Genomic DNA, 20,352 nt, shown 5'->3' on the forward strand with positions numbered 1-20,352 from the left:
GGCGCGGTCCCGCCCGGCCGGTCACTCGGCCAGGTCGGCCGCCCACGGCGGGTCCGCACCCCGCACCGCGCACACCGCCGCGGCCACCCGTGCGCCGAACGCCAGCGCCGCCTCGACCCCGGCCGCCGTCAGCCCGTCCAGGCGCCCGCCGAGCGCCCCCGCCGCGTGCAGCGCGTGCAGGAACCCGGCCATGAACGAGTCGCCCGCGCCGACCGTGTCCACCACCTCGATCCGCGGTGTCGCCGCGTGCAGCGTCTTCCCGTCCAGCGATGCGAACACGCCCTGCGCGCCCAGCGTCACGACGACCAGCGGCACCCCGTGCTCGTGGAACCACCCGGCCGCCCGCTCGGGGCTCTCACCCGGCCGCAGGTGCGCCAGGTCCTCGTCCGACAGCCGCAGCACGTCCGCCGCCGCGCACCACTGCGGCAGCCGCTCCCGGTAGTCGGCCGGGTCGACCAGCAGCGGCCGCACGTTCGGGTCCACCGACACCGTCGCCCGCTCCCGCACGTCCGCCAGCAGCGCCTCCACCGCCTGCCCGCCGGGCGGCCGCACCAGCGCGAGCGAACCGGTGTGCAGGCAGGACAGGGGCCCGTCCGCCGCCGCGCTCAGCTCGGCCGCCGTCCACTGCCAGTCGGCGGTGCCGCGGGCGTGGAAGGAGTACGCGGCGCTGCCGTCGTCGGCCAGGTCCGCCACCGCCAGCGTGCTCGGCTCCGCCGCCCGTACGGCCGCCCGCACGTCCACCCCGGAGCGTTCCAGGTGCGTGCGGAAGAGGCGGCCGAAGACGTCGTCGGAGAGCCGGCCCAGGAAGCGGGTCGGCGTGCCCAGCCGGGCCAGGGCCACGGCGGTGTTCGCCGGGCCGCCGCCCGCCCGCACCTCCATCCGGAGGGCGCCCGGCGGGGCCGTACCCGGTTCGACGAAGGCGTCGGCGACGCACTCGCCCAGCACGGCGACGGGACCTGCGACGGGCGCGGTGGCGGGCGTGGAGGCGAGGCCCGCGTCGGGCGCTGCGGCGGGTCGGGAGTTCACGGTGAGCGGCTGCCTCTCGGCTCGACGGCGTGCGGGTCACTGTCACCGTAGCCGCGCGGACGAGGGCGGGGGAGGGCCCGGCCGTCCGGCCGGTGAGACGGGCGCGGAACGGGCGCGGGCGGCGTCCCCGCGGGCCCGGACGCCCCCGCGCGTGCGTCAGGAAGGGGCCCGGCGCGGCAGACGGTGCAGGACGACCTCGGACAGTCGCCCGTCCGCCGCCTCGGCGGTCATGTACGTGCAGTACGGCTCGCGCCGGCGGTCCGTCGGCGACCCCGGGTTCAGCAGCCGCGGACCACCGGCCGCCCGCGTGTCCCACGGGATGTGGCTGTGCCCGAAGACCAGCACGTCCACGTCCGGGAAGCGCTGGGCGCAGCGCCGCTCCCGCCCCTGCCGGCCGCCCGTCTCGTGCACGACCGCGAAGCGCAGCCCGCCCAGCTCCGCGTACGCCGTCCCGGGCAGGCGCGCCCGCAGCTCGGGGCCGTCGTTGTTGCCGTACACCCCGATCAGGCGCCGCGACCGGGCTTCCAGCAGGTCCAGCGTCGCCGTGTCCACCCAGTCGCCCGCGTGCACGACGACGTCGGCTTCCGCCACCCGCTCCAGCAGCTCGCCGGGGAGCTCCCGGGCCCGCTTCGGCAGGTGGGTGTCGGAGGTGAGCAGCAGCCGCATCCCCTCACCGTACGGCCGGCCCACCCGCCGGGTCCGGCACCGGGCGCGGGTGCGCGACAATGGGGGACCGGCCCCCGACTCCCCGACGAAAGGCCCGTCCCCGGCCATGACGACGCAGCCGCTGCAGATCGGCCCCCACACCGTCTCGCCCCCGGTGGTCCTCGCCCCGATGGCAGGGATCACCAATGCCCCCTTCCGCACTCTGTGCCGGGAGTTCTCGGGCGGCCGCGGCCTGTTCGTCAGCGAGATGATCACGACGCGGGCGCTGGTGGAGCGCAACGAGAAGACGATGCGGCTGGTGCACTTCGACGCCGACGAGCGTCCGCGCTCGATCCAGCTGTACGGCGTCGACCCGGTGACCGTCGGCAAGGCCGTCCGGATGATCGTCGAAGAGGACCTGGCCGATCACATCGACCTCAACTTCGGCTGCCCGGTCCCCAAGGTCACCCGCAAGGGCGGCGGCTCCGCCCTGCCGTACAAGCGGAACCTGCTGCGCGCCATCCTGCGCGAGGCCGTGACGGGCGCGGGACACCTGCCGGTGACGATGAAGATGCGCAAGGGCATCGACGACGAGCACCTCACCTACCTGGACGCCGGGCGCATCGCCGTCGAGGAGGGCGTCACCGCCGTCGCCCTGCACGGCCGCACCGCCGCCCAGCACTACGGCGGCACCGCCGACTGGGACGCCATCTCCCGCCTCAAGGACACCGTCGGCGCCCTCTCCGACATCCCCGTGCTCGGGAACGGCGACATCTGGTCGGCGGACGACGCGCTGCGGATGGTGCGCGAGACCGGGTGCGACGGCGTCGTCGTCGGCCGTGGCTGCCTGGGCCGCCCCTGGCTCTTCGGCGACCTGGTCGCCGCGTTCGACGGCCGGGGCGCGGAGGACTACGCCCGCCCCACGCTGCGCGAGGTCGCGGACACGATGCTGCGGCACGCGCGGCTGCTGGGCGAATGGCTGGATGACGAGTCGCGCGGGGTGATCGACTTCCGCAAGCACGTGGCCTGGTACACCAAGGGCTTCTCCGTCGGCTCCGACATGCGCCGCAGCCTGGCCGTCGCCTCCTCGCTGAGCGAGATGGGCGACCTGCTCGCCGAGCTGGACCTCGACCAGCCCTGGCCCGCCGCGGGAGCCGACGGCCCACGCGGCCGGACCGCCGGCCGCAACCGGGTCGTCCTCCCCGACGGCTGGCTCGACGACCCCTACGACGCCGCCTGCGTCACCCCCGACGCCGAACTCGACACCTCCGGGGGCTGACTCCGGATGCGGGGCCCGCCTACGCTCCCGCCGACTGGCCGTCCTCCAGGCGGAAACCGACCTTCAGCCCCACCTGGTAGTGCTTGACCTGTCCGTTCTCGATGTGTCCGCGTACCTCCGCCACCTCGAACCAGTCCAGGTGCCGCAGCGTCTCCGAGGCACGGCTGATCGCGTTCTTGATCGCGGCGTCCACGCCCTCGTGCGACGTGCCGACGATCTCGGTCACCCGGTAGGTGTGCTCGCTCATGGCGCCTCCAACTCGTACACGGACGGTCCGGCCTCACGGAGTTCCCCGATCCGGCCGCTCTACGCCGCGAAAATACGGTGGTGCGCCCGCCGCCCCGGTGCTGGGATGGACACATGGACCTGCACGAGGCGCTCCGCCGCTACGACGCGGCGGTACGGCGCGACGCGCCCGCCGAGGGCCCGGGCGCGCGGCTCGAACGCGACCACGGCGCGGGCGCCGTCCTCCGCCACGTCGTCCCGGACGGCCGCGGCTGGCACGGCGTGTGCTGGTCCGACCTGGACGAGGAGACCGCCGACGCCGCCATCGCCGCCCAGCTCCGCGCCTTCGCCGCCTACGGTCATCCGTTCGAGTGGAAGGTCTATGCGCACGACCGCCCCGCCGACCTCGCCGGACGCCTTCGCCGGGCCGGCTTCACGCCGGGGCCGGACGAGGCCGTGATGGTCGCCGAGGTGACGTCGGTACCGACCGACGCCGCGCTCTCCGAGGGCGTGCGCCTGCACACCGTCACCGACCCCGCCGAACTGCACCTCCTGGACGAGGTCCACGACGCGGTGTTCGGGCCCGGCGGCACGTCACTGCGCTCCTGGCTGCGGCCCGTGCTGGAGACGGCGCCCGAGACCGTGCACCTGGTCGTCGCCCTGGCCGGCGACCGCCCGGTGTCCGCCGCCCGGGCGAGCCTCCCGCCGGAACCCGCCGGCACCGGCTTCGCCGGGCTGTGGGGTGGCGGCACCCTTCCCGAGTGGCGCGGCCGCGGCCTGTACCGTGCGCTGGTCGCCGCCCGCGCACGGCACGCGGCCGAGCGCGGCTTCCGCTATCTGCACGTCGACGCGTCCGACGCCGCCCGCCCGGTCCTCGAGCGGCTCGGCTTCCACCGCCTGACGACCACGAGGCCGTACGTCTTCGCTCCCTCCTCGCCCGGCCACCGCAGGAACGAGACTCCGGCATGAACGGCACCGACGAGGAACGCCTCCTCGCACTCGCCCAGGCGTGGGCGGACGCGATCGTCGCCAACGACGTGCGCGCCATCGGCCGTTACATGACGGACGACTGGGTCCTCGTCGACCAGGACGGCATCGGCACCCGGGAGAAGTTCCTGTCGCTGGTCGCCTCCGGCGACCTGACGCACGAGATGATGCGCACCGTCGAGGGCACGGCCCGGGTCCGCGTGTACGGGGACACCGCCGTCCTCACCGCGCGGGTGGTCAACACCGCCCACTACCGCGGCCAGGCGTTCCACGCCGACGAGTGGACCACCGACGTCTACCTCCGCACGCCCACCGGCTGGCTCTGCACCCACTCCCACGTCACCCCGGCGGCGTGACCGCACGGTGCGGCACCGGGTCAGGAGGCGGCGCGGGGGTCTGGGTGAACGGTCGTCATGGTGGCCTGCATCAGGGCGATCTGCTTGCTGGAGCCGTCCGCGGCGAGGGCGAAGACGTCGGCGGAGCAGACCGTGAGGGTGCGGCCGGCGCGGACGACGGCGGCCTCGGCCCGGAACCGTTCGCCGACCGCCGGGCGCAGCAGGTTCACCTTGAACTCGACGCTGAGGACGTCGCTGCCCTCCGGCATCAGCGTCTGCGCGGCGTAGCCGCACGCCGAGTCGGCGACCGTCGTGATCGCACCGGCGTGCACGAAGCCGTTCTGCTGGCACATGTCGCCGCGGAAGGGCATCTCCAGGACGACGCGCCCCGCGCCGACCTCCGCGACCTCCACTCCGAGCATGGCCAGCATGGTCTGGCGGTCGATGCTCTCGCGTATCAGCTTCTCGCGCGCCGGATCCAGGTCGGCGTCGTGCATGGTGGTCCTCTCCGTATCCACAGGTGTCGCCACTCAGCCTGACATGCGTTAACGTGCGTTAACAAGAGTTGTGGAGGAGATTGGGGCACGTGCTGGAAGCGCTGCGGACGGGACCGCCCCCGGCCGCGAGGGGGGGGAGTGCGGCCGGGGGCGGTGGGTGGGGGCGGGCCGGGGTGTCAGGCGCCCGGTGCGGCCCCCACGGCGGTGAGCAGGGCGAGCGGCGTCGCGGCCGCCCATGCCTGCGGGGAGCAGGAGTGCGGGTAGGAGACGGGCTCCGGGTGGTCGTCGCGGCCGTGGCCGGCCAGGACCTCCGGGAGTCGCCAGCCGGTGCGTTCGGCTGCCGCGAGGACGCCCTCGGCGAGGCGACGGGCCTCGTCGTGCAGGCCGTGGCGCGCCAGGCCGAGCGCGACGACCGCGTTGTCGTGCGGCCAGACGCTGCCCCGGTGGTACGTCAGCGGGTGGTACGCGGGCTGGCCCGCGGCGAGCGTGCGGACGCCCCAGCCGCTGAAGAAGTCCGGTTCCAGCAGGCGCCGTCCGACGGCTCGCGCGTCGCGGCCGTCGAGGATGCCGGACCACAGCAGGTGCCCGGCGTCCGAGCCGAGCGCGGTGACCCGGCGCCCGGAGCCGTCCAGGGCGAGGGCGGGGAAGTCCTCGGCGTCCATCCAGAAGTCACGCCGGAAACGGGACTTCAGGTCGCCGGCCGCCTCCTCCAGCCGGTCGGCCCACGCCGCGTCGTCCCACACCGTGCGGGCCAGGCGGGCGGTACGGCGCAGCGCGTCGTAGGCGTAGCCCTGCACCTCGCTGACGGCGAGGGCGCCCTGCGCGGGGGTGCCGTCGGCGTCGCAGATCGAGCCGGGGGAGTCCTTCCAGTTCTGGTTGGCCAGCCCGTCCGCGTCGGCCTCGTAGACGAGGTAGCCGCGCTCGTCCAGTCCGCCGTGCCGGAACATCCAGTCCACGGCGGCTCGTGCGTGCTGCTCCAGGCGCAGGGCCGTCGCCGTGTCGCCGGTGTGGTCGGTGTACTCCCCGAGCAGCACCAGGAAGAGCGGCGTGGCGTCGACCGTGCCGTAGTAGCGGCCGAACGGGACCTGGCCGAAGTGGGCGAGCTCGCCGTGCCGGATCTCGTGCACGATCTTGCCGGGCTGGGCGACCCGGGAGGGGTCGGCTCCGGTGGCCTGGGTGGCGGCGAGCGCCGGCAGCGTCGCGGCGGCCAGGTCCGGCCGGTACGGCAGCGCGTACAGGGAGGTGAGCAGCGAGTCGCGGCCGAAGAGAGTGAGGAACCACGGCACGCCCGCGGCGGGCGGAAGCAGCGGCTCGTCGTCCGGTCCGGCGGCGGGTACGCGCAGCCCGGCCAGGTCGGCGAGGCCCTGCTCGCAGGCGCGCAGCAGTTCCGGCCACCGGGTGAGCTGTGCCGGCGCGGGGTCGGCGCAGACGTAGGCGTCCACCTCGGCGGTGACGCGGTCGCGCGCGGCGGCGGGCGAGGAGGCCGGCTCGCCGGGGCCGAGGCCGGTGTGCGGACGGGCGGTCACCCGGAGGTCGATGCGGGCGCTGCCGTGCGGCGGGAGGGTGACGGTCCACTCCAGCCGGTGCGCGTCGCCGCCGTCCGCCGAATGCCGGTCCGCCGCGTCCACCGGGGTGACGGACTCGGGCGGGGGCTGGGCGGTGACCGTCGTTCCGGTCCGCCAGTCCCCGCGTCGGTAGCCGAACGCGACGCCGTCCGCCAGGGGTTCGGCGCTGCGCTCGGCGCCGGGCGTGCCGAAGGTGTGGTCGCCGCGCAGCGAGAACACGTCGGCGAAGTCGGCCGCCGCCGTCAGCGCCACGCGGACGGTGACCTCGTGGCCGACGTTGGCCGTCAGCCGCAGCCGTTCGACGAGGGCGCCCGAGTCCACGGCCTGCTCACGGTGCACGGTGCAGGCCGGGGGCCGGTCGCGGCGGAACGGCGGGCACAGCACGGCCGTTCCCCCGCTGCCGTCGGCCCTCAGCGGCACCAGCACGTCCGGGGCCGAGCCGTCCAGGCTGAGCCGCCACCGGCTGAGGTGGCGGCCGTCGTGAAGGAACAGCCCGTCGGGGGACGCGCCGCTGCGGCCGGTGACGTCGCCGGCGGCGTCCAGCACGGCGAACGTGCCGTCGTGAACGAGGAGTCGGGAGTCGGGGGTCACGCGGTGTCCTCCTCGGGAGTGGGGGCAGCGGGCGCGGGCGCGGCGGGTGCGGGCGCGGCGGCGAGCAGGTCGAGCGCCAGCGCGGCCGTCCAGCTGAAGTCGCGGGTGCCGCGCGCCTCCCCGCTGTACGGGTCGACGTACTCGGCGAACCCGGAGCCGCCCGCGGCGTCCAGGGCGGCGTCCCGCAGGGCGTCGGCCCGGTCGGTGTACCCGTGCTGCCGCAGGCCGCGCTCCAGCAGCCAGTTGACGTTGAACCAGGCGGGGCCGCGCCAGTATCGGCCGGGGTCGAAGGCGTGACCGGCGAGGTCGTAGCTGGGCGCCATGCGCACGGTGTCGCCGAGGCCGAAGTGCGGCCCGGCGGCCGTACGCACCAGCGCCCGCACCACGTCTGCCGGGAGACCGGGTACGAGCAGCGGGATCAGCCCGCCGACACCGATTTCGGGCACGAGCGCGTCCGCCCGCAGGTCGCGGCACCGGAACACACCCGTCTCCGCGTCCCACAGCCGGGTCACCAGCGCGTCGGTCAGGGCCTCCGCGCGCCGGAGGTGTGGCCCCGGGGCTGCGCCGACCTCGTCCGCGATCCGGGCGAGAGCGTACTCGGAGGCGGCGAACAGCGCGTTCGTGCCCGGGTCCTCCACGGCGAACGCGTGCGCCCCACCGGGGCCGCCGTCCCGGTAGCCGCGGTCGCGGTAGTCGGCGGCAAGCCGCACGTACCGGCCGTAGTCCAGGTCGGTGGGCCGGTCGGAGGCGGCGCCGTGGTCGAGGTCGGCACGGCGGAACGTGTGCGCCGGGACCGGCTCGACGCGCTGCAACGGCCCGTCCCAGCACGGGCTGTTGTCCATGCCGGGCTCCCACGGGTGCAGCACGGCGGCCAGTCCGCCGCCGCCCAGGTCGCGGCGGTCGGCCAGGTAGCGGTGCCAGGCGGCCAGACGCGGGTAGAGCCGGGGGAGGAAACCGCGACGGCGCGACGCGGCCGGGTCGGCCTCGTGCACCAGCCAGGCCGCCAGGGCGTGTACCGGCGGCTGCACGATGCCGGAGGTCTCCACCTCTCGTGGTGCACCGGCCGCCGCCCCGGCGGTGGAGGAACGCCAGAAGTCGGGACTGGGGAAGTACGCGCCCAGCGGCACGGCCCGGTTGAACACGATGTGCGGTACCCGCCCGTCGCCCCACTGGGCGGCCGTCAGCGTCTCCAGTTCGCGCTGCGCCCGGCGTACGGACAGGTGCCGCAGGCCGATGGCGACGAACGCGGAGTCCCAGCTCCACTGGTGCGGGTACAGGCCGTGGGAGGGCACGGTGGAGGTGCCGGTCCAGTTGTGCAGCAGCACCCGGCGGGCGGCCCGGCGCAGCGCCGTGCGCCCCTGCGGGGTGTGGGCGGGGCCGTGCGGGCGGGTGAGGACGGGCGCGGTCATCCGTCGGCCTCCCGCAGTCCGGTCTCCCGCAGTCCGGCCGCGCGGGTGAGGAACGGCGGGACGGACCGTACGGCCTCCGCCGGGTCGCCGGTCAGGCGGCATTCGAGGGCCAGTTCGCCGGCGTAGCCGGCGGCGTCCAGCGCGCCCAGCCAGGCCGGCCAGTCCAGGTGGCCCGCGCCGGGCTGGAAGCGGTTGGAGTCGGAGACCTGGGCGTGCCCGATGTACGCGGCGGCGGCGAGGATCGCCGCCGCGGGGTCGGACTCCTCGATGTTCATGTGGTAGCTGTCGATGCCGATCCGCACCGAGTCCAGGCCGACCTCCCGGATCAGGTCCACGGCCTGGTCGAGGCGATTGACCATGTGGTCCTCGTAGCGGTTCAGCGGCTCCAGGAAGAGCGTGACGCCCTCCGCCTTCGCGTGTGCGCCGAGTTCGGACAGCCCTTCCAGCAGCACTGCGCGGTCCTCCTCCTCGCCGCGCGGCGGCGTGAACGGCGGGAGCCGGCGCGAGAACATGCCGTACGAGGCGGGGGTCTGCGCGCCGCGTCCGCCGATCTCGGCGATGACGCTGAGCTGCGACTTCATCTGGGCGACGGCGTCCTTGCGCTGGTCGTCGTCGAACGCGCCGAGGAAGTGCGGCATGTCGACGCAGACGGTCGGCATGACGACGCCGTCGGCGGCGGCCTGCCGCAGCTCCGGCAGGCGGTCGCGGAAGGCGAAGTCGCCCTTTCCGCGCACCTCGACGGCGTCGTATCCCGCGGCCAGGGCGAACTCCCACTTCTCCTGGAGGGTGTCGCCGGGAAGGAGTTGTTCCTGGCAGGCGGTTCTGAACATGGAGGGGGCCTTTCCGGAGGGTTCCGTGCGGCGTGGCGTGGAGACGTGCGGCGTGGCGTGGAGAGGGGGAGGGTCAGAACTCGAGGACGGTCTGCAGCGCGTCCTGCGGCCGTTCGTCCAGCAGGACGTACGCCTCGGCGGCGTCGGCGACCGGCACCACGTGGCTGACCAGGGACTCCACGTCGACCCGCCCCTCGGCGACGAGTCGCAGGAAGGTCTGCTGCAGCCGTTCGACGGTCCAGCGGCCGGCGAGCTGCTGCGGCACGCCGCCGATCTGCGAGCAGACCAGCTGGACCCGGTTGTGGTGGAACTCGTCGCCGAGCCGCAGCCCGGTGCCGTCGCCCTGGTAGAAGCCGGAGGCGACGACGCGGCCTCCGACGGTGACCGCGCGGAGCGCCTCGTGCAGGGCCGGGTAGGCGCCGCTGATCTCGATGGCGACGTCCGCGCCGAGCCCTCCGGTGGCCTCCCGGACCCGTTCGGCGACGTCGTCCGTGCGGGCGTTGAGGGTGAGCGCGGCGCCGTACCGTGCGGCCCACTCCAGGCGGCCGTCGAGGGCGTCGACGGCGGTGACGCGGGCGCCGTTGAGCTGGGCGAGGCGCGTGGTGAGCAGGCCGATGACGCCCTGCCCGAACACCGCGACGTCCTCGCCGACGTGGATGTCGGAGGCCAGCACCGCGTTGTAGGCGATGGCGCCGACCCGGGCGAACGCGCCGGCCAGCGGTTCGAGACCGGCGGGGAGGGTGTGCCCGTTCAGCTTCTCCGCGGGGACGACGCCCTCGCTGCGATGGCCCCAGATGCCCCACACCAGGTCGCCGACGGCGGGGGTGCCGGGTGTGCCGGCGACGTCGGGGGACACCTCGGTGACCTCGCCGACCTCGGAGTAGCCCCAGCCGACGACCGGGTACTCGATGCCGGCCGCGCCGTCCCGGAAGATCCGCGCCCCGGCGTCCCAGGTGCGGGTCAGGTAGGGGTTCGTGCCGCGGTAGGCGGTGAGTTCGGTGCCTGCGGAGATGCCGGAGTAGCGGGTGCGGACCCGCAGGTGTCCGGGGGGCAGCGGCGTGCTCGGGAGTTCGGCGACTTCGACCTGACGGGGACCGGTGAACTGGACGACGCGTTCCACGAGCGCTCCGCTTCGGGTTGGGCTTCGGGCCGTGTTCCGGCTCGTTGTGTCTGGAACACTTTAAGGATACGTCTTGCCATAACGCAAAAGTGGTGCTGTGATGCGTGCCGAAGAAGCGGAAGTGGTGTAAGGACTAGGCATGCGCATACGGACCCGAGGGTCGAGGACGACCGCGGCCGCACTCGCCCTGACACTGGGCACCGGCCTGCTGGCCGGCTGCGGCGACACGGCGTCGGCGAAGCCCGACAACCAGATCACGGTGTGGTCGCTGGAGAACCTGCCGCCCCGGATGGCCGTCGGGAGGGAGGTCGTCGCCCGCTTCGAGAAGAAGACGGGCGTCGAGGTGAAGCTCGTCGGCGTCGACGAGAGCAAGCTGCCGCAGCTCATCATGTCGGCGGCGGCCGCGGGCAACCTGCCCGACGTCATCGGCGCCGTACCGCTGGGCCAGATCTGGCAGATGTACGGCAACGAACTGCTCGACACCCGGCTGACCGGCGAGATCGTCGACGACCTCGGGCCGCGTACGTTCAACGACAACGCCCTCGGCCTCGCCTCCGACGACGGCACCCGCCTCGCCGTGCCGTCCGACTCCTGGCAGCAGATCCTCGTCTACCGCAAGGACATGCTGGAGCGGGCCGGCCTCCCGGTGCCCGACAGCTACGCCGACCTCCGCCGCGCCGCGAAGGCACTCGACGAGGGCCCGGGCACCGGCATCTCGCTGGCCACCGACCCCAGCGACCTCTTCACCCAGCAGAGCTTCGAGAGCTTCGCTCTCGCCAACGACTGCCGCCTCGTCGAGGGCGACGACGTCGCCCTCGAATCCCCCGCCTGCCGCACGGCGTTCGCCGCCTACGACGAGCTGGCGAGCGAGTACGGCGCGGACGGCGTCCAGACCGTCGACACCACCCGTGCCACGTACTTCGCCGGCCGCTCGCCGATCATCATGTGGTCCTCCTTCCTGCTCGACGAGCTGGCCGGGTTGCGCAAGGACGCCCTGCCGAGCTGCCCGGCGTGCAAGAAGGACCCCGGCTACCTCGCCCAGAACAGCGGCGTGGTCACCGCGCTCGAAGGCCCGGACGGCGCCGAGCCCGCCCAGTTCGGCGAGATCAGTTCCTGGGCGGTGACCCGCACCGCTGAGAAGGAGGCGTCGGGGAAGTTCGTCCGCTTCATGCTCGACGAGGGCTACGAGGAGTGGTTCGGGATGGCCCCCGAGGGCAAGATCCCGGTCCGCGAGGGCACCGCGAGCGACCCGGACAGGTTCCAGCAGGCCTGGCGCGCCGGCGAGATCGGCGTCGACAGCAAGAAGCCCCTCGAAGAGGTCTACCCCTCCGAACTGCTCGACCGGATGTCCGAGGGCGTCGGCAACATGCGCCGCTGGGGCATCACGCAGGGCGAGGGGCTCCTCGTCGGCGCCACGAACGGCGAACTGCCCGTGCCGCAGGCCATCGGAGCCATGGCGAGCGACCAGATCCCGCCGCGCGAGGCCGCCCGTCAGGCGGCCGAGGAAGTCACCGCGCTGCGCGAGTCCCTCCAGTGATCCCCGAGGAAGTCCGACCCATGACGACGACAGCACCCGAGGCCGCACCCCCGGCCGCCCCCACCCCGCCGAGCACCGGCCGCCGCCGCACCGCCCGCGCACGGGAGAACCGTGCGGGCCTGGCCTTCGTGTCCCCCACGTTCCTGGTCGTCCTCGTGGTGGTCATCCTGCCCATCCTGTGGACCGTCCTGCTGGCCTTCCAGGACGCCCGGCTGGTCGACATCCAGGGCATGGGCCTCTTCGGCGACTGGACGCTGGAGAACTTCGACGCCGTGTTCGGCTCGCCCGGCTTCTGGACCAGCCTGTGGACCACCCTGGTCTACACCGTGGGCGCCACCGTCGGCTCCGTCCTCCTCGGCCTGGTCGCCGCGCTCGCCCTGCGCCGCACGTTCCCCGGCCGCGGCCTGATGCGCGCCTCCATGCTGCTGCCGTACGTCGCGCCGGTCGTGGCCGTCACGTTCGTCTGGCAGGTCGCGCTCAGCCCGCAGTTCGGCATCCTCAACGAATGGGGCACCTCGGTCCTCGGCTGGGAGGAGCCCATCGCGTTCCTCTCCACCCGCTCCTACGAGGTGGACCTGCTCGGCCTCTCCTTCGACGTCCCCCTCGCGCTGCTGACCGTCATCGCGTTCGAGGCGTGGCGCTACTTCCCGTTCGCGTTCCTCTTCCTGCTGGCCCGGCTCCAGGCCGTGCCGGACGTGCTGGAGGAGGCCGCCACCGTGGACGGCGCCACCCTCACCCAGCGTTTCCGCCACGTGCTGCTGCCGCAGCTGATGCCCGTCATCGCCCTGCTGTGCGTGCTGCGTTTCATCATGAGCTTCAACAAGTTCGACGACGTCTACCTGCTGACCGGCGGCGGCTCCGGCACGGACGTCGCCGCGGTGCGGGTCTACGACTTCCTCACCGCCCGCTACGACGTCGGCGCCGCAGCCGCCCAGGCGCTCGTCCTGGCCGTGATCCTCATGGTCCTGCTGGGCGTCTACTTCAGGTTCTTCGCCAAGAAGGTGCAGGAGGAGTCCGCATGAGCCGCGCAGTCTTCGAGGAGCGGTTCTTCGGGATCGCCCGCTGGGTCGTGATCGCCTTCCTCGCGGTCATCACGATCGTGCCCTTCTACTACATGCTGCTGCTGTCGGTGAAGTCCATCGACTCGCTGCTGCTCGACCCCGGCAGTCTGTGGGTGTCGGCCAAGGAGTTCACCACCGCCACCTACGAGGAGGTGCTCCGGCCCACCTCCGAGGGCGGCCAGGGCTTCGTCGGGATGCTCGCCAACTCGGCGGTCGTCTCCCTCGGCACCGTCCTGCTCACGCTGGTCGCCGCCGTGCCCGGCGCGTACGCGATCAGCCGGCTCCGCTTCTTCGGCGGCCGCCAGGTCAGCGCGCTCTTCCTCGCCGTGTACCTCTTCCCGGCGACGCTGCTCGCCGTGCCGCTGTTCGTCATGTTCGCCAAACTCGGGCTCCAGGGAAGCCTGGTCGGCCTCGCCGTCGTCTACATCGCGCAGACCGTGCCGGTGTCGATCTACATGATGAAGAACTACTTCGTCACCATCCCCACCAGCATCGAGGAGGCCGCCGCACTCGACGGCTGCTCCCGCCTCCAGACCGTCCGCCGCGTGGTACTGCCCCTGGCGACCCCCTCGATCATGGCGACGGCGCTGTACATCTTCATGATCGCGTGGAACGAGTTCCTGTTCGCGCTGCTCTTCCTCGCCGCCGAACCGGAGGAGTGGACGGTCTCGCTCGGCCTCCAGCTCCTCTCCGACGGCATCGAGGTCTCCAAGACCGTCCTGATGGCCGGTTCCGTGGTGCTCACCGTTCCCGTGGTACTGCTGTTCTTCGCAGCGGAACGCATGCTCACCGAGGGCCTCACCAGCGGCGCGGACAAGAGCTGACGGGCGCGGGCACGCTGCGGCGCACACGACGGGGATCGAGGCAGGACGGGAAGCACGTGGCACACGGGAAGCACCTGACGGAGACGCAGGCATGAACGGCACCCAGGGGACCGCGGGTCACCTGCTGCGGCTCATCCGCACCGGCACCGCCACCACGCGTGGCGCGCTCCAGCGCACCACCGGACTGTCCCGTTCCACCGTCGGCCACCGGCTCGACCAGCTCTTCGCCGCAGGCTGGATCCGGGAGGCCGCACCCGGCAGCGGGGGAGCGACCGCCGCGCATCCCACGGGCGGACGGCCGTCCACCCGCCTGGAGTTCGACGGCACGCACGCCGTGGTGCTCGCCGCCGACCTGGAGACGCGCAACGCCCGCGCCGCCGTCCTCGACCTCAACGGCCGGACGCTGGCCGAACACCGCGGTCCGCTGCTCATCGAGGACGGCCCGGACGGCGTGCTCGACACCCTCGGCCGGTGGTTCGGGACGCTGCTCGGCGAGGCGGGCGTGCCGTCCGCCCGCGTGTGCGGCATCGGGCTGTCCGTGCCGGGGCCGGTCGACCACGCCTCCGGCCTCGTCGTCCAGCCGCCCATCATGCCCGGCTGGGACGGCTACCCCGTCGCCGAACGGATGCGCCGCGCGTACGCCGAACACGTCGGCGACCCCGAAGGCACCGACGCGGGCGGGCCGTTGCCCGTGCTCCTCGACAACGACGCCAACCTCATGGCGTACGCCGAACAGCGCGCCGGCCACGCCGGCTGCGCCGCCTTCCTGCTGGTGAAGGTCTCCACCGGCATCGGCGCCGGACTCGTCGTCGACGGCGAGATGTACCGCGGCATCGACGGCGGCGCCGGCGACATCGGCCACATCCGCCTGCACGACCGCACCGACGCGCTGTGCATGTGCGGCTCCTACGGCTGCCTCGCCGCCGTCGCCAGCGGACGTGCGCTCGCCGGCCGGCTCACCACCGCGGGCGTCCCCACCGCCTCCGGCTCCGACGTCAGCGCCCACCTGGCCGCCGGGCAGCCCGACGCCGTACGGCTCGCGCGGGAGGCCGGGCGCCGGGTGGGCGAGGTGCTGGTCACCGTCGTCACGGTGCTCAATCCGGGCGTGCTGATGATCGCCGGCGAACTCGCCGGGACGCCGTTCCTCACCGGAGTCCGCGAACTCCTCTACCAGCGCGCCATGCCGCGCACCACCGCCCACCTGGAGGTCGTCACCTCCCAGCTCGGCGACCGGGCCGGGCTGGCGGGCGCCGCCGCCATGGTCGTCGAACAGCTCTACGCCCCCGACCGCGCCGACGCCCGGCTCGCGGACCTGGGGCGGTAGGAAACGGAACCCATGCCCGACACCCACCCCCGTACCGCCGACACCGCCTCCCGCGCCCCCGAGCCCGTACGCGTCGGCCTGGTCGGCGCCGGGCCGTGGGCGCGCGCCATGCACGCCCGGATGCTCGCCGCCGGACCCGAGACCACGCTCACCGCCGTCTGGGCACGGCGGCCGGAGGCCGCCCGGGAGGTCGCCGGGCCGTACGGGGCGGACGTCGCCGAGAGCTTCGACGCACTGCTCGGCAGGTGCGAGGCGGTGGCCTTCGCCGTCCCGCCCGCCGTCCAGGCCGAACTGGCGCCGCGCGCCGCCCGCGCCGGGAAGGCCCTGCTGCTGGAGAAACCGCTCGGCCCGGACCTGCGCACCGCACGCGGCGTGGCCGAGGCCGTCGCCGAGGCGGGCGTCGTCTCGCAGCTCGTCCTCACCAAGCGGTACCACCCGGCGACCCGCGACTTCCTCCGCCGCGCGGCCGGCACCGAGGTCGCCGGCGCCCGCTCCTGCTACCTGCACGGCGCCTTCCTCGGCGGCGACCTGGCCACCGCCTGGCGCCTGGAGCACGGCGCCCTGCTCGACCTCGGCCCGCACCTCCTCGACCTCCTCGACGAGGCCGTCGGCCGCATCACCGCCGTGCGCGGCACGGGCGACCCGCGCCGCTGGATCGAGCTGACCTGCGCGCACGAGAACGGCGCCGTCAGCCAGGCGTCCCTCTCGGGAGCGGTGAACCTCCCGCGCGCCCGCACCCGCGTCGAACTCCTCGGCCCGGGGCCGGAACTGGTCTACGACACGGCCGAACTGGACCACGAGGAGTGCTGGCCGGTGCTGCGCGCCGAGTTCGCCGCCGCCGTCCGCACCGGCCTCCCCTCCCCGCTGGACGCCCACCGCGGCCTCCGCCTCCAGGAACTCCTGGAGCAGGCCGTGACGGGTTGAGGCCGAGGGGCTGCACAGGCGTCGGCGGCTGCGTTGTGGCCGGCGGTGGCCGACCGGTGGCGCGGGGTCAGCCGAGCTTGGCCGCCTGGGCTTCGATGACGGCGGCGGGCTGGTCGAACGCCTCGCCACGGGTGACCGCCGCGATGTTGAACGACGAGAAACCGGCGAGTGTGGTGCCCTGGCGGAAGACGGCGACCTTGGTCTCGGCGGGCGTGCCGTCCTGCTTCGTCCCGACCGTCCAGGCGACGGCGCCCTGACCGACGGACAGCTTCTCTGCACCGACCTGGGTGACCCGCTGCTCGGTTCCGTCGACCGTCATGGTGAAGCCGTCGGCGCATTTCTCGCCCGCCTCCCGCAGCGCCGTGAGCGCCTGCTCGGCGCCCTCGGCGTCGTACGACCACAGTGAGGTCCACGTCTTGGTGAGGTCGAGCGAGTCGAGCGTCGCCTCCTCGGCCTCCTCGGGCGTCATACCCCCGAGCTCCTCCACGGAGGGCATGCCCTTCTTCGCCGCTTCGGACTCGTGGACGACGAGCCGCTGGGCGGTCGCCGCCGGGTCACCGGTCGGCAGGAACGACAGCGCCTGGGCGACGGGTTCGCACGCGGCCTTGTCGACGGTCAGGCTTGCCGGGTCGAAGAGATCCTTCTTCTCCAGCTCCGTGACCTCGTGGCCCTTGATGTCGCCCTGGGAGACCACCAGCTTCTCCAGCTCCGTGGCCGTGAGGGCCTTCGCCGCCGGCTTCGCAGCCCCGGCGCCCTTCGTTTCTCCGTCCTCGCCGGTCTTCTCCGCGCCACCACAGGCGGTGGCCAGAAGCGCGAAGGAGACCGCCGTGGCGGTCAGGGCGGTACGGCGGATGGTGGCGGTGCGCAACGGTGCTTCTCCCTGTGTCCGTGCCCGGGCCGGATGCGGCGCGGGGGGTGCTCGTGAGCAAGACAGGCAGGTGGAGGGCGGGGTTGTACTCCCCGGGCGTGCGATGGCTCACTCTCCCCCTGCAGGGGTCCACGGACGGTCCGCATCGTGGGCGCAGCGTCGGCGTGACCGCGTGATTCTCGCCACTCTGAGAAGGGGTGCGCTCGTATGAGCGCTCAAATGTGGGCAACGAGACTCCAAGGAGCGGATGTCGACTTTGCCGTTCTTAGATTCGGAAGGTGAACGCCTGCCCATGCGAATGAGTGGGGAGTGCGTGCCCAGTGTGTGCGAAGCATGACGCGCCGCAGTGATGCGTTTGATTCATGAAGAAAGGCTCTTGGTCCTCCTACTCGCTGGTCACTTTTGATCACTCGGCGAACGGGTGGTCACACCCATATGGCGTACCGATGGACGTACTCCTGTGCCTTCGAAATGGGTACGCTCCCCGCCGTCAGGGCAACCGTTCGCGAGGAGTCGAGTCCCGTGTCGGAACACGCGGTGAACACACCACCCCAGCAGGGTCAGAAGCTCGTCTACGACTTCACCGAGGGCAACAAGGACCTCAAGGACCTGCTCGGCGGCAAGGGGGCCAACCTCGCCGAGATGACCAACCTCGGCCTCCCCGTGCCGCCCGGCTTCACCATCACCACCGAGGCGTGCAAGGTCTACCTCGACTCCGGTGCCGAACCCCCGGCGCTCCGGGACGAGGTGAGCGCCCACCTCGACGCGCTCGAGCAGAAGATGGGCAAGAAGCTCGGCCAGGCCGACGACCCCCTCCTGGTGTCCGTCCGCTCGGGCGCCAAGTTCTCCATGCCCGGCATGATGGACACCGTCCTCAACATCGGCCTGTCCGACGCCTCCGTGCAGGGGCTCGCCTCCCAGTCCGGCGACGAGCGGTTCGCCTGGGACTCCTACCGCCGCCTGATCCAGATGTTCGGCGAGACCGTGCTCGGCATCGACGGCGAACTGTTCTCCGACACCCTCGACGAGGCGAAGAAGACGCACGGCGCCCGCACCGACGTCGACCTTCCGGCCTCCGAACTCCGGAACCTCGTCGACGCGTTCAAGGCGATCGTCGCCAAGGAGACGGGCCGCGACTTCCCGCAGGACCCGCGCGACCAGATGGACCTCGCCGTCCGGGCCGTCTTCGACTCGTGGAACGGCGACCGCGCCAAGCTGTACCGCCGCCAGGAGCGCATCCCGCACGACCTCGGCACCGCCGTCAACATCTGCTCCATGGTGTTCGGCAACCTCGGCCCCGACTCCGGTACCGGCGTCGCCTTCACCCGCGACCCGGCCAGCGGCCACCAGGGCATCTACGGCGACTACCTCCAGAACGCGCAGGGCGAGGACGTCGTCGCCGGCATCCGCAACACCGTGCCGCTCGCCGACCTCGAACAGCTCGACAAGGCGTCGTACGACCAGCTCCTGGACATCATGGAGCGGCTGGAGAACCACTACCTCGACCTCTGCGACATCGAGTTCACCATCGAGCGCGGGAAGCTCTGGATGCTCCAGACGCGCGTGGGCAAGCGCACGGCCGCCGCCGCGTTCCGCATCGCCACGCAGCTCGTCGACCAGGGCCTCATCGACGAGGCGGAGGCGCTGCGCCGCGTCAACGGCGCGCAGCTCGCGCAGCTGATGTTCCCGCGCTTCGCCTCCGACGTGGAGCTGGACACCATCGGCCGGGGCATCGCCGCCTCCCCGGGTGCGGCCGTCGGCAAGGCCGTCTTCGACTCGTACACGGCCATCAAGTGGTCGCGTTCCGGCGAGAAGGTCATCCTCATCCGCCGCGAGACCAACCCCGACGACCTGGACGGCATGCTCGCCGCCGAGGGCATCCTCACGTCCCGCGGCGGCAAGACCTCGCACGCCGCCGTCGTCGCCCGCGGCATGGGCAAGACCTGCGTGTGCGGCGCGGAGGAGCTGGAGGTCGACACCAAGCGCCGCCGGCTGACCACCGCCGCCGGGACGGTCGTCGAGGAGGGCGACGTCGTCTCCATCGACGGCTCCACCGGCAAGGTGTACCTCGGCGAGGTGCCCGTCGTGCCGTCGCCGGTCGTGGAGTACTTCGAGGGCCGCATGCACGCGGGCGCCGACGACTCCGACGAGCTGGTCAAGGCCGTGCACCGGATCATGGCGTACGCCGACCGCGTCCGCCGCCTCCGGGTGCGCGCCAACGCCGACAACGCCGAGGACGCCGGCCGCGCCCGCCGCTTCGGCGCCCAGGGCATCGGCCTGTGCCGCACCGAGCACATGTTCCTCGGCGAGCGCCGCGAGCTGGTCGAGCGGCTGATCCTCGCCGACACCGACGACGAGCGCGAAGAGGCCCTGGGCGCGCTGCTCCCGCTGCAGAAGGCGGACTTCGTCGAGCTGTTCGAGACCATGGACGGCCTGCCGGTGACCGTGCGGCTGCTCGACCCGCCGCTGCACGAGTTCCTGCCGGACATCACCGAGCTGTCCGTACGCGTCGCCCTCGCCGAGTCCCGCAAGGACCACAACGAGAACGACCTGCGGCTCCTCCAGGCCGTGCACCGCCTGCACGAGCAGAACCCGATGCTCGGCCTGCGCGGCGTCCGCCTCGGCCTGGTCATCCCCGGCCTGTTCACCATGCAGGTCCGCGCCATCGCGGAGGCCGTCGCCGAGCGGAAGACCCAGGCGAAGGGCGACCCGCGCGCCGAGATCATGATCCCGCTGGTCGGGACGGTTCAGGAGCTGGAGATCGTCCGCGACGAGGCGGAGGAGGTCATCGCCGAGGTCGAGGGCGCCTACGGCATCTCGCTGGGTCTGACCCTCGGCACCATGATCGAGCTGCCGCGTGCCGCGCTGACCGCCGGACAGATCGCGGAGTGCGCCGACTTCTTCTCCTTCGGCACCAACGACCTGACGCAGACCGTGTGGGGTTTCAGCCGGGACGACGTGGAGGCAAGCTTCTTCACCGCCTACCTGGAGAAGGGCATCTTCGGCGTCTCCCCGTTCGAGACCATCGACAAGGACGGCGTCGGCTCGCTGGTCCGCAACGCGGTCGAGGCCGGGCGGGCCACCCGCCCCGACCTCAAGCTCGGCGTCTGCGGCGAGCACGGCGGCGACCCGGAGTCCGTGCACTTCTTCCACGAGGCCGGACTGGACTACGTGTCGTGCTCGCCGTTCCGCATCCCGGTCGCCCGCCTGGAGGCGGGCCGGGCCGCCGCCGACGGCGGCTGACCGGAACCCGCTTCCGGGGCCGTCGGCGTTCTCTTCACCCTCACCGACGCCGGCCGGTTCCG

Annotated in this window: 18 protein-coding genes; 9 read left to right on the plus strand and 9 right to left on the minus strand. The window is 73.1% G+C overall.

Annotated elements, in window-relative coordinates:
• Nucleotides 1-21: 21 nt before the first annotated feature.
• Both K304_RS0110855 and K304_RS0110860 read right to left on the minus strand, forming a co-directional pair.
• A complete protein-coding gene (locus K304_RS0110855) occupies nt 22-945 on the minus strand; it encodes a carbohydrate kinase family protein (protein WP_027763764.1) in 924 nt (307 codons plus the stop codon).
• 237 nt (nt 946-1,182) lie between these two features.
• Nucleotides 1,183-1,692: a metallophosphoesterase family protein gene (locus K304_RS0110860; RefSeq protein WP_027763765.1), complete on the minus strand. Its 510-nt coding sequence runs from the start codon at nt 1,690-1,692 to the stop codon at nt 1,183-1,185.
• Between the two features lie 106 nt (nt 1,693-1,798).
• On the opposite strand from K304_RS0110860, the gene dusB reads away from it, so the two are divergent.
• Complete coding sequence (dusB, locus tag K304_RS0110865; protein ID WP_027763766.1) at nt 1,799-2,950, plus strand: tRNA dihydrouridine synthase DusB; 1,152 nt, start codon at nt 1,799-1,801, stop codon at nt 2,948-2,950.
• 19 nt (nt 2,951-2,969) lie between these two features.
• On the opposite strand, the gene K304_RS0110870 is transcribed toward dusB, so the two are convergent.
• On the minus strand, nt 2,970-3,197 hold the full coding sequence (locus K304_RS0110870) for a dodecin (RefSeq protein WP_027763767.1): 228 nt from the start codon (nt 3,195-3,197) through the stop codon (nt 2,970-2,972).
• A 113-nt stretch (nt 3,198-3,310) separates the two neighbouring features.
• Here K304_RS0110870 and K304_RS0110875 point away from each other — a divergent pair, with 113 nt between their 5' ends.
• Nucleotides 3,311-4,144 carry a GNAT family N-acetyltransferase gene (locus K304_RS0110875; RefSeq protein ID WP_027763768.1) on the plus strand — a complete coding sequence of 278 codons (834 nt, stop codon included), beginning with the start codon at nt 3,311-3,313 and terminating at the stop codon, nt 4,142-4,144.
• A complete protein-coding gene (locus tag K304_RS0110880) occupies nt 4,141-4,518 on the plus strand; it encodes a nuclear transport factor 2 family protein (RefSeq protein ID WP_027763769.1) in 378 nt (125 codons plus the stop codon). The genes K304_RS0110875 and K304_RS0110880 overlap by 4 nt, the downstream gene beginning before the upstream one ends.
• 20 nt (nt 4,519-4,538) lie before the next feature.
• Here the strand turns inward: K304_RS0110880 and K304_RS0110885 are convergent, their stop codons facing one another.
• The 5 genes from K304_RS0110885 to K304_RS0110905 all read right to left on the minus strand — a co-directional run bounded on the left by K304_RS0110885 (nt 4,539) and on the right by K304_RS0110905 (nt 10,509).
• Complete coding sequence (locus tag K304_RS0110885; RefSeq protein WP_027763770.1) at nt 4,539-4,994, minus strand: PaaI family thioesterase; 456 nt, start codon at nt 4,992-4,994, stop codon at nt 4,539-4,541.
• A gap of 176 nt (nt 4,995-5,170) precedes the next feature.
• Nucleotides 5,171-7,150, minus strand: coding sequence for a glycogen debranching N-terminal domain-containing protein (locus tag K304_RS0110890; RefSeq protein WP_027763771.1), 1,980 nt, complete (start codon nt 7,148-7,150; stop codon nt 5,171-5,173).
• Complete coding sequence (locus K304_RS0110895) at nt 7,147-8,559, minus strand: MGH1-like glycoside hydrolase domain-containing protein (protein ID WP_027763772.1); 1,413 nt, start codon at nt 8,557-8,559, stop codon at nt 7,147-7,149. The genes K304_RS0110890 and K304_RS0110895 overlap by 4 nt, the downstream gene beginning before the upstream one ends.
• Nucleotides 8,556-9,389, minus strand: coding sequence for a sugar phosphate isomerase/epimerase family protein (locus tag K304_RS28435; protein ID WP_051308264.1), 834 nt, complete (start codon nt 9,387-9,389; stop codon nt 8,556-8,558). The genes K304_RS0110895 and K304_RS28435 overlap by 4 nt, the downstream gene beginning before the upstream one ends.
• 73 nt (nt 9,390-9,462) lie before the next feature.
• A complete protein-coding gene (locus K304_RS0110905) occupies nt 9,463-10,509 on the minus strand; it encodes a zinc-dependent alcohol dehydrogenase (protein WP_027763773.1) in 1,047 nt (348 codons plus the stop codon).
• A gap of 139 nt (nt 10,510-10,648) precedes the next feature.
• On the opposite strand from K304_RS0110905, the gene K304_RS0110910 reads away from it, so the two are divergent.
• The 5 genes from K304_RS0110910 (at nt 10,649) to K304_RS0110930 (ending at nt 16,179) form a co-directional block, all read left to right on the plus strand.
• Nucleotides 10,649-12,046 (plus strand): extracellular solute-binding protein, encoded by a 1,398-nt coding sequence (locus K304_RS0110910; protein WP_027763774.1) that lies wholly within the window; start codon nt 10,649-10,651, stop codon nt 12,044-12,046.
• A gap of 20 nt (nt 12,047-12,066) precedes the next feature.
• Nucleotides 12,067-13,068: a carbohydrate ABC transporter permease gene (locus K304_RS0110915; protein WP_027763775.1), complete on the plus strand. Its 1,002-nt coding sequence runs from the start codon at nt 12,067-12,069 to the stop codon at nt 13,066-13,068.
• Nucleotides 13,065-13,931: a carbohydrate ABC transporter permease gene (locus tag K304_RS0110920; protein ID WP_027763776.1), complete on the plus strand. Its 867-nt coding sequence runs from the start codon at nt 13,065-13,067 to the stop codon at nt 13,929-13,931. Before K304_RS0110915 ends, K304_RS0110920 begins: the two co-directional genes overlap by 4 nt.
• A 91-nt stretch (nt 13,932-14,022) precedes the next feature.
• Nucleotides 14,023-15,255, plus strand: a complete 1,233-nt coding sequence (locus K304_RS0110925; protein ID WP_027763777.1) for an ROK family protein — start codon at nt 14,023-14,025, stop codon at nt 15,253-15,255.
• 12 nt (nt 15,256-15,267) lie between these two features.
• Nucleotides 15,268-16,179 carry a Gfo/Idh/MocA family protein gene (locus tag K304_RS0110930; RefSeq protein WP_027763778.1) on the plus strand — a complete coding sequence of 304 codons (912 nt, stop codon included), beginning with the start codon at nt 15,268-15,270 and terminating at the stop codon, nt 16,177-16,179.
• A 67-nt stretch (nt 16,180-16,246) separates the two neighbouring features.
• Here the strand turns inward: K304_RS0110930 and K304_RS0110935 are convergent, their stop codons facing one another.
• Nucleotides 16,247-17,047 (minus strand): hypothetical protein, encoded by an 801-nt coding sequence (locus tag K304_RS0110935; protein ID WP_027763779.1) that lies wholly within the window; start codon nt 17,045-17,047, stop codon nt 16,247-16,249.
• Between the two features lie 471 nt (nt 17,048-17,518).
• Between K304_RS0110935 and ppdK the strand changes: the two genes are divergently transcribed.
• A complete protein-coding gene (ppdK, locus tag K304_RS0110940; RefSeq protein WP_486591631.1) occupies nt 17,519-20,290 on the plus strand; it encodes a pyruvate, phosphate dikinase in 2,772 nt (923 codons plus the stop codon).
• Nucleotides 20,291-20,352 lie beyond the last annotated feature (62 nt).

It is taken from the genome of Streptomyces sp. CNS606, from assembly GCF_000426325.1.

What these genes read in the sequence shown, in the direction of transcription:
- K304_RS0110860 (WP_027763765.1), bottom strand. Translation starts at nt 1,692, where the DNA reads ATGCGGCTGCTGCTCACCTCCGACACCCACCTGCCGAAGCGGGCCCGG.
- K304_RS0110885 (WP_027763770.1), bottom strand. Translation starts at nt 4,994, where the DNA reads ATGCACGACGCCGACCTGGATCCGGCGCGCGAGAAGCTGATACGCGAG.
- K304_RS0110910 (WP_027763774.1), top strand. Translation starts at nt 10,649, where the DNA reads ATGCGCATACGGACCCGAGGGTCGAGGACGACCGCGGCCGCACTCGCC.
- K304_RS28435 (WP_051308264.1), bottom strand. Translation starts at nt 9,389, where the DNA reads ATGTTCAGAACCGCCTGCCAGGAACAACTCCTTCCCGGCGACACCCTC.
- ppdK (WP_486591631.1), top strand. Translation starts at nt 17,519, where the DNA reads ATGGGTACGCTCCCCGCCGTCAGGGCAACCGTTCGCGAGGAGTCGAGT.
- K304_RS0110915 (WP_027763775.1), top strand. Translation starts at nt 12,067, where the DNA reads ATGACGACGACAGCACCCGAGGCCGCACCCCCGGCCGCCCCCACCCCG.
- K304_RS0110930 (WP_027763778.1), top strand. Translation starts at nt 15,268, where the DNA reads ATGCCCGACACCCACCCCCGTACCGCCGACACCGCCTCCCGCGCCCCC.
- K304_RS0110920 (WP_027763776.1), top strand. Translation starts at nt 13,065, where the DNA reads ATGAGCCGCGCAGTCTTCGAGGAGCGGTTCTTCGGGATCGCCCGCTGG.
- K304_RS0110925 (WP_027763777.1), top strand. Translation starts at nt 14,023, where the DNA reads ATGAACGGCACCCAGGGGACCGCGGGTCACCTGCTGCGGCTCATCCGC.
- dusB (WP_027763766.1), top strand. Translation starts at nt 1,799, where the DNA reads ATGACGACGCAGCCGCTGCAGATCGGCCCCCACACCGTCTCGCCCCCG.
- K304_RS0110895 (WP_027763772.1), bottom strand. Translation starts at nt 8,559, where the DNA reads ATGACCGCGCCCGTCCTCACCCGCCCGCACGGCCCCGCCCACACCCCG.
- K304_RS0110870 (WP_027763767.1), bottom strand. Translation starts at nt 3,197, where the DNA reads ATGAGCGAGCACACCTACCGGGTGACCGAGATCGTCGGCACGTCGCAC.
- K304_RS0110880 (WP_027763769.1), top strand. Translation starts at nt 4,141, where the DNA reads ATGAACGGCACCGACGAGGAACGCCTCCTCGCACTCGCCCAGGCGTGG.
- K304_RS0110875 (WP_027763768.1), top strand. Translation starts at nt 3,311, where the DNA reads ATGGACCTGCACGAGGCGCTCCGCCGCTACGACGCGGCGGTACGGCGC.